This is a genomic window from Microcoleus sp. N9_B4, from assembly GCF_036701635.1.
Taxonomy (GTDB): domain Bacteria; phylum Cyanobacteriota; class Cyanobacteriia; order Cyanobacteriales; family Microcoleaceae; genus Microcoleus.
The window spans coordinates 39884-46633 of sequence record NZ_JAUBRC010000048.1 but is presented as its reverse complement, the minus strand read 5'-3'; the positions used below and the strand labels follow the sequence as shown (position 1 = coordinate 46633).

The 6750-nt window shown below is 47.0% G+C and carries 6 protein-coding genes; 1 reads left to right on the top strand and 5 read right to left on the bottom strand.

The features are described 5' to 3' along the window. Nucleotides 1–499: 499 nt before the first annotated feature. The 5 genes from QUA43_RS25230 to QUA43_RS25210 form a co-directional block, all read right to left on the bottom strand. A complete protein-coding gene (locus tag QUA43_RS25230) occupies nucleotides 500–2713 on the bottom strand; it encodes a phosphoketolase (protein WP_333377398.1) in 2214 nt (737 codons plus the stop codon). Nucleotides 2714–2929: 216 nt separating this feature from the next. Beyond that, on the bottom strand, nucleotides 2930–4153 hold the full coding sequence (locus QUA43_RS25225) for a COP23 domain-containing protein (protein ID WP_333377396.1): 1224 nt from the start codon (nucleotides 4151–4153) through the stop codon (nucleotides 2930–2932). A 32-nt stretch (nucleotides 4154–4185) separates the two neighbouring features. Continuing rightward, a complete protein-coding gene (locus tag QUA43_RS25220; RefSeq protein WP_333377394.1) occupies nucleotides 4186–4425 on the bottom strand; it encodes a hypothetical protein in 240 nt (79 codons plus the stop codon). Between the two features lie 5 nt (nucleotides 4426–4430). After that, nucleotides 4431–4652, bottom strand: a complete 222-nt coding sequence (locus QUA43_RS25215; protein ID WP_333377393.1) for a hypothetical protein — start codon at nucleotides 4650–4652, stop codon at nucleotides 4431–4433. A gap of 165 nt (nucleotides 4653–4817) precedes the next feature. Beyond that, a complete protein-coding gene (locus QUA43_RS25210) occupies nucleotides 4818–5384 on the bottom strand; it encodes a COP23 domain-containing protein (protein ID WP_333377391.1) in 567 nt (188 codons plus the stop codon). A gap of 693 nt (nucleotides 5385–6077) precedes the next feature. On the opposite strand from QUA43_RS25210, the gene QUA43_RS25205 reads away from it, so the two are divergent. Then, entirely contained in the window at nucleotides 6078–6683 is a 606-nt protein-coding gene (locus QUA43_RS25205) for a hypothetical protein (protein WP_333377390.1), read from the top strand. Nucleotides 6684–6750 lie beyond the last annotated feature (67 nt).

Genomic DNA, 6750 nt, shown 5'->3' with positions numbered 1-6750 from the left:
TTAATTAATCCGAAACATCTCAAAAACTGGTTTACTAATTGCTGCTACTGTACCTCATAACATCCGGAAGTGCTGTAAAGCTGCACGTGTAGCTGTAGAATCCTATCATATCAAATCCGGTAGCATCGTCGGGCGTCAAATCTAGTCAATAGTCAAAAATCACGGACTGTGCAACAGGAATTTATCTAATTCATATGCGTTAATCTGTGTTTATCTGCCTGTATCTGCGGTTAAAAAAAGAGAATGTATTAACCGCCCCGGACAAGGGATTGACGCTGATTCACGCAGAGGTCGAGAAGAGAAATAGGAATAATTCCGCTCCTAATAGATTTAATATCAAAGTTATAAATTTTCATATTAGCGAGCGCTTTTTTAAAGCTTTCATGTTCTTCGCCTTTCTTCTAAAATTTTTGCTGTCATAGGTATCACCATCATATTTTAAATATTACTAGCCCCTACCCAGCACAAACCAGGCAGGGGCATTCACTCACATTCTAACTTAATGAACTAGCTCGATCGCCCTTTTCGTCAACGCCTCAGCAGTCAACCCGTTAAACGCCATCAACTGACCAGCACTAGCAGTAGTTTCCCCCCGCTTCCAAGCGAAAGTATCCCGCTTGCAATTGCTGCGAAGCATCACAGGTTCTAACATCCCAGAAGCACCGCCTGTCACGCCAATCAAGGCATCTCCGCCAAACATTTCGGCAAATTTATCATCGCTCAAAAAGCCGCCGTCAGCTTCGGAACAAGTATCCCAAGCAACATCGCTAGCACGATACAAACGCCGGGGATTCACAACAGAAACAATCCGCACTCCAATCCCTTCTGTTTCTAAAAATGCCGCCGCTTCAAACACTGGCATTAACGTCATGTCGCCGACAACTGCAAACACAACTTTCTTATCTCCTGCTATTTCGTGTAGCACTATTCCACCGTCTTGCAAACCTTGGCGAGTCTGTTCAAAAGTAGTGCGAATTGGCAGTGGTGACTTGCTCGCAGTAATCACAACTCCCTTATTCTTAGCAGTCAAAGCCCACTCGTAACAAGCTTGAATGCTGTTAGCATCCGGTGGAAACAAAGGAAACACATTTCCATTCCGCATCATCGCCGCAAAATAAGCCTCAATTTCCGGCCGCTGGTGCGTCCAACCGTTGCGACCTTGTTCCAATGCACCCGCTGTAAATAAGGTGACAGTTGCCGGAGTTGGACGGCGCAATTCTGCCATTGCTTGGGTTACAGTTTGCCAAATTGGTAAACCGTTAATGGCAAAAGATTCGTAGGAACACCACAAACTCCGCGCTCCGAATAGCGATAAACCTACCGCTAAACCGGCGCAAGCATCTTCGCTCAAAGGTTCGTAAACTTGACCGTTTGGCGATTGATTGTACAGGGCATCTGTCGTCGGGTGAATAATCTTAAGAGCTTGGTTGATATTGGCAATTGCCGATGCTTCATTGCCGTCAGCATTAGTGACAAGAAAAGTCCGATCGCGCTCGCCAACTTTCCCTACCAAACGTCCCATTGCTGTTGTCGAAATCTTCGCTTCTCCCCCAACTGCAAATTCTTCCAAAGGCAATTCACCTAAATCTGCCAGTGGCAATGTAAACTCAGTAACAACTGTTTTTGCCGCCGGCCCGCCGCCCGCACGCTCGCAATTTGTCCGCACCAACTCCCAAGCGGCCGCAGTCAAAGCGCGCTCTTTTAAAGCACTGATAATGTGGGGAGCATCCAGCGTATCTTTCGGATAAAGGTTGTGAGATTTTGCGCCGCGCGCGTGGACACCGGCACCTTTCAACTGTTTGATAATAAACACAGTTAACTTGCCGCCGAGAGCAGATTTTGCCGCTTTGTCAACTCCTTGTAAAACAGCTTTGGTAAATGCCATGCGCTGTTCGAGCGAAAAAGCAGTGCTGTCAACATAATCTTCCGGTTGATTTTTATCGTCAAATTCCTTAGCATCAACTAAGATAACTTCTTCAAAACCGTTGCCTTGCCAATAAGCAATCATTTCAGCATTAGTTTTAGTCGAAACCATGCTGTGATGTTCCTGAGAATATCCGTTCCAAACCAACACAGGCAAAAAGTTAGTAACGCTCGGATAAGCTGTGTGGAAATGCGCCATGCTGCTCATCGGATAGGGTTCGCCCATGCCGCCGTCGCCCATTGTGAAAGCAAACAGTTTTTCGCGGTGCAAAAGCGCTCCTGCCATTGCGAAATGCTGCCCTTGTCCGAGGGGGCCTGCAGGCGCTAAAAGGCCGGGAATGAAACCGGAAAGATGTCCTAACAAACCGTCTTTTTCTCGGAATTTATCGCGCACTTGCTGCACGTTGAAAATTCCCATATCCTCTAAAGATCGATCGAGAAACATGGCACTGTAAAAGCCGGGGGCGTGATGGCCGACTTCGGTGACAATGTTCTTGTGTCCGAGCATCACCAAAGCGGCATAAGCCTCAGCTTGGCTAGCAAAACCCCCTGGATGTCCCGATGCCTTGCTAGCGGTGACTTGCAGCGTCAGGTAGCGCAGCGCGTCTGCTCCCAGCATCGTTTGAAAGACGGCGACGGGATCGGCAGGATCGGCGATCGACTTGCTCCCCTCGGCGATCGCAGGTGTTTTCCCATAAGTATCAAAACCAGGGACTGTTTCAGAAAAATATTGAATGCCTTCGCAAAAAGCGGGCGTTGTTGACGTTGCCTGCGGGGTAGTTGCTGTCATGCTTGATACCGGAAAAATTTGAATTGGATTAATGTAAGAGTAATTTTATAGCTTCCGTGTTCCAAAAAATCATTAGTTCTATTATGTGAATGATAAATAAGTAAAATATCTCAATTTTTAAGCTAATAAGTAGTTGTTTGAGAACCCCGACTTCTGCAAAAAGTCGCGGTTCTGTGTTTACCCATTACTAATCCATCACAAATATCAAATCCCAATCTAAAATTGTTCCAGCCGTTCCCGGACATCGATATAAAGCACAGTACCGCTTTCAGAAAGAGAAGGCACAGCCTTTTGATTCCCCAGCCAAACAAAAAAACTGCTAAGTGCAGGAGTCGGATCTTGATCGCGGCGCAGCGTGTAGATCAAACCTTCGCAAGGCCCATTAACGCGGCTACTCGTGCAAATCGCTTTCTGGTTATTTATAATACCCACAGTCACATAATTTAGCTGTTTATTGCGGTTATAATTCTCAAGGCGCTGAGTCACTTGTTGGCAGCGAGTTAGAGGATCGTAGCCCGAACTAGAAAAGAAATTAGAATTCCAGCGAATCCAAGGCTCCCTGAACCCTTGCGGATTTTGATACACAGTAACTGGTTCCCCGGTCGAGGTATCGCACACAAATCCTCCATAACCCCGATTCGGTTGGTTTTGATCGAAGGCGCTGCTGATAGAAAGATTGCTGAGAATATCAAAGCTGTTTCGCTTATTTTGTGATAGCAACTCCCTAAAAGCATCGATCGGGATTGCTGCATTCAACCCCGTTTTAATCTCCTCAATCTGACCGTTCCACTGACTCCTAATTGTGCCAACAGTATCCCCCTGGCCGTGAATTCCTACCACCCTGCCATCAGCATCAAATACAGGCCCGCCGCTCATCCCGCGCCTGGTTACAGCTTGGTAGCGCAGACGATACCCTGATGAGGCGCTGCCCAAGCGAGAAGAGATGATACCAGCAGTAAACTCAAGTTTTCGTTCAAATCCCGAAATTGGCAGTGGATAGCCAGAAACGTAAATAGCAGAACCGACAACAGCACGTTCTGACTCGCCCATTGGTGCTACTGGATACTGTTCTCGGCTCTGAAACTGTATCAAAGCCAAGTCTATATCCCTGTCATTTTTCGGTAGGCGCTGTATTCTAATCGCAGCATAATCCTTCTCCAAATGAGTGCGAATGCTGTATTTTTGAGCGAGGCTTGCCACCACATGATTAGCTGTCAGAACAGTGTATATATTACCCTGTTTGGCAATAATTACTCCCGATCCACTAGCAAAAAAACCCAGCGTGTTGTTGACTTCCACAGTTGTCAACGTCGCTAGCTGGGCAATTTCTTCGGCTGTTTTGGCACAGGCAGCATATTGTTGGCTGACAACCGCCGTCACTGTTAATGCACCTGTCAAGATGATTGTCAGCGCGTCAAACCGCAAACTCCACACATTCATCGATAACTCCCTAGATGAAACGAGGCGAACTGCTATATACTAATCGGAATTCCCCAACTGGATTTAACCATTTTCTCCAATAATTCCGCTTTTGGTTCACTTCCATCTTCAAAAGCATATACGCCAAAATTTGGATCTCGATACTTGCCCCTACAGTTAATCCCAATCAAGAAACCTTTGGCATTAAAAATCGGGTCGCGACTCATACCGATTTTAACCTCATTTGTATAGCCCAAGCTATAACCTTGAGGCAAAGATTTGGGTAGCGGCACCGAAACTAAGCCCGTGTCACCGCCAAACCCCCAACCTCAGCACCTGCAGGAAAGCCGACTGCCAACACTGCCTCAGACACCGCTCCGGGTTCAATGCTAAATGGTGCTATTTTATACTCGATCGCGCTGCGAAACAGAACGATCGCCAGATCGGTATCGCCCAGCCGCCTCAGAGCTCCTAGCAGTGGGTAGAGGAGGCTGTCGTCGGTGACAAGTCCGATCGCCACAACGTGCTAGTTAGTAAGCACCCTATAGATTTGGCCCTGCTGCCGGACGGACGATCGTCCCAGAACCAGAAGATATTCCCGTCGGGATGCGTACCTGTGTTTGACGCGCCAAATTTTCCACCTCAATCCTTGGAATTGGTGATCGGATGGAAAATTTGCCAATCTTTAAGGCTGTCCCGACGGCGGGGAAAAAGAGGGCTGTTGCGCCTCATCATCCATGTTTTCCCCTAGCTTTTCGCTGACATCAATGTAAGGAATTTTACTGGTTTCATCAAAAGACGGCATCCCGACATATCCTTGGCGCCAAGCCAACAAATTATACAAAGAGCCGATCGGGTCTTGGCCGGGTCTGAGGGTATAAATCAAATTTTGACACCGCCCATTGATTTGATTTGCCGTGCAGATGACGTTCTGGCCGTTCATTTGGCCCGCAGTAATGTACTTAAGCATTCGTTGGCGGCGATAGATTTCGAGGCGTTGACTCACTAATTGACACCGAGTTGCCGGATCGTAGCCAGAACCGGAGAAATAATCGGAAGTCCACTCAATCCAAGGCTCTACGGCACCTTGAGGGTTTTTGTACGCCGTCACCGGCGCACCGGTCGAGGTGTTACACCAAAATCCACTTTCCCCCGGTGCTCGCCGACCGTAACTCGGTCCAGAAGCAACCGTCAGGCCGCTGAGGGCGATCGCTGTTGCCACCAAAACTTTTGTCAATAATTGCTGTTTCATGATTTTCTCACTCTTTTTGATGGGAATCGACACAAAAATCACCGAATGCTGCGATAACACCCTTGACACGCCTGTTCGTTAAAGATCCGCTGACTGAGGAAGTATGTGATTCGCGACTTGACCAGAAACCAGTTTTTTTTACGAAAACACTTCGTTGCAGCCGTTATGCCTGGTTAAACAACCCGGTTTCTTTGCTCTCAATGCGTAAGTTTTGATATTGTTCGCGACTTGCACATTCCCTCTAACCGCGATTTCGGCGCTGTTAAAAAAGCGCTCCGAAGCCGAGCTTAAAATGCGCGCGCCAGTCGGAATTCTGTCCTCTTTACTACTAATCCAGCTCGGACTGTCGCAAACCGGAAAGAGGCTCTTTACCTCAGATATTGGAATGGCTCGAATTGCAACGGTACATCACACCTACTGACACGGTATTTGATATCACTGTGCGATCGGGGCCCCTAGCTTTATCTGCTGAGATACGGAGACTGCAGGGTTGCACAAATGAGGACTAATACTTCCTGTGCCAGATTGATCGAACATGAAAATGAAGGTATTGACCAGAACTCTTAACTTGTTTTCATCTCCGTATTACGGATACCTAGAAATACTTCTAAGTGAGTGTAATCAGGGACTAACTGCTTTCTACTACCAAAGTTCACCCTCCGTACACAGAAGTTTAGTTGAGTATTAAAAACTATGAACCGTATCTGCAAACAGTTAGGATATTTAGGCATTTGGTTAATTTTGATGGGCGGTAGCAGTTGTTCTAGTTCAGATGCAGCTACCTCAACCGAAAACCAGAGCCAACTCTCAGCCAGCCCCCGTCAGTTCCAACACCTACAGCTAACGGGAAATCAAATTGAGGCTGGCTCAAGTCAATTAACGCAGCCTTCTAACTCTGTTGCCTCAGTTTTAGGCAGTGCTGCCCTCGCAGAGAATACTGGCACCGTTACGGTTTATAAGGTAGACAATTTGTGTCAAACTCTGAAGCCGGAAACAGTTACAGGCCCAGAGAACCAGTTAATGTCATCGGCGGTTAATGAAGTGTTAAAGCAGCAGATTTTCGATAGTCTTGGTTTGGCTGGTTATCGCCTCAAGATCGATCGCGACCTCGGAATAGCTACCGTGGATCTTCGTGCATCGGGAAGTTCACGGCAGAAATTGCAAAATCTGTCCAGTTGTCAAATGTTAGGTTTGTTCGGGGGCGTGCGCCAAACTTTAACCAGTTATGCTCCTTGGCAAATCAAAACTGTTCGTTTTACAGAGCTTGGAGAGGATATTTTGAGCACCGTTCGAGAATAAGCTATTAAAATTATTGGAGATGGGACTTACGCAATTCTCCCTTTAAAAACAAGGGTTGGGAGGGATT

Excerpts from the sequence above, each read along its gene's own strand:
- QUA43_RS25205 (WP_333377390.1), top strand. The coding sequence starts at position 6,078 with ATGAACCGTATCTGCAAACAGTTAGGATATTTAGGCATTTGGTTAATT.
- QUA43_RS25210 (WP_333377391.1), bottom strand. The coding sequence starts at position 5,384 with ATGAAACAGCAATTATTGACAAAAGTTTTGGTGGCAACAGCGATCGCC.
- QUA43_RS25230 (WP_333377398.1), bottom strand. The coding sequence starts at position 2,713 with ATGACAGCAACTACCCCGCAGGCAACGTCAACAACGCCCGCTTTTTGC.
- QUA43_RS25225 (WP_333377396.1), bottom strand. The coding sequence starts at position 4,153 with ATGAATGTGTGGAGTTTGCGGTTTGACGCGCTGACAATCATCTTGACA.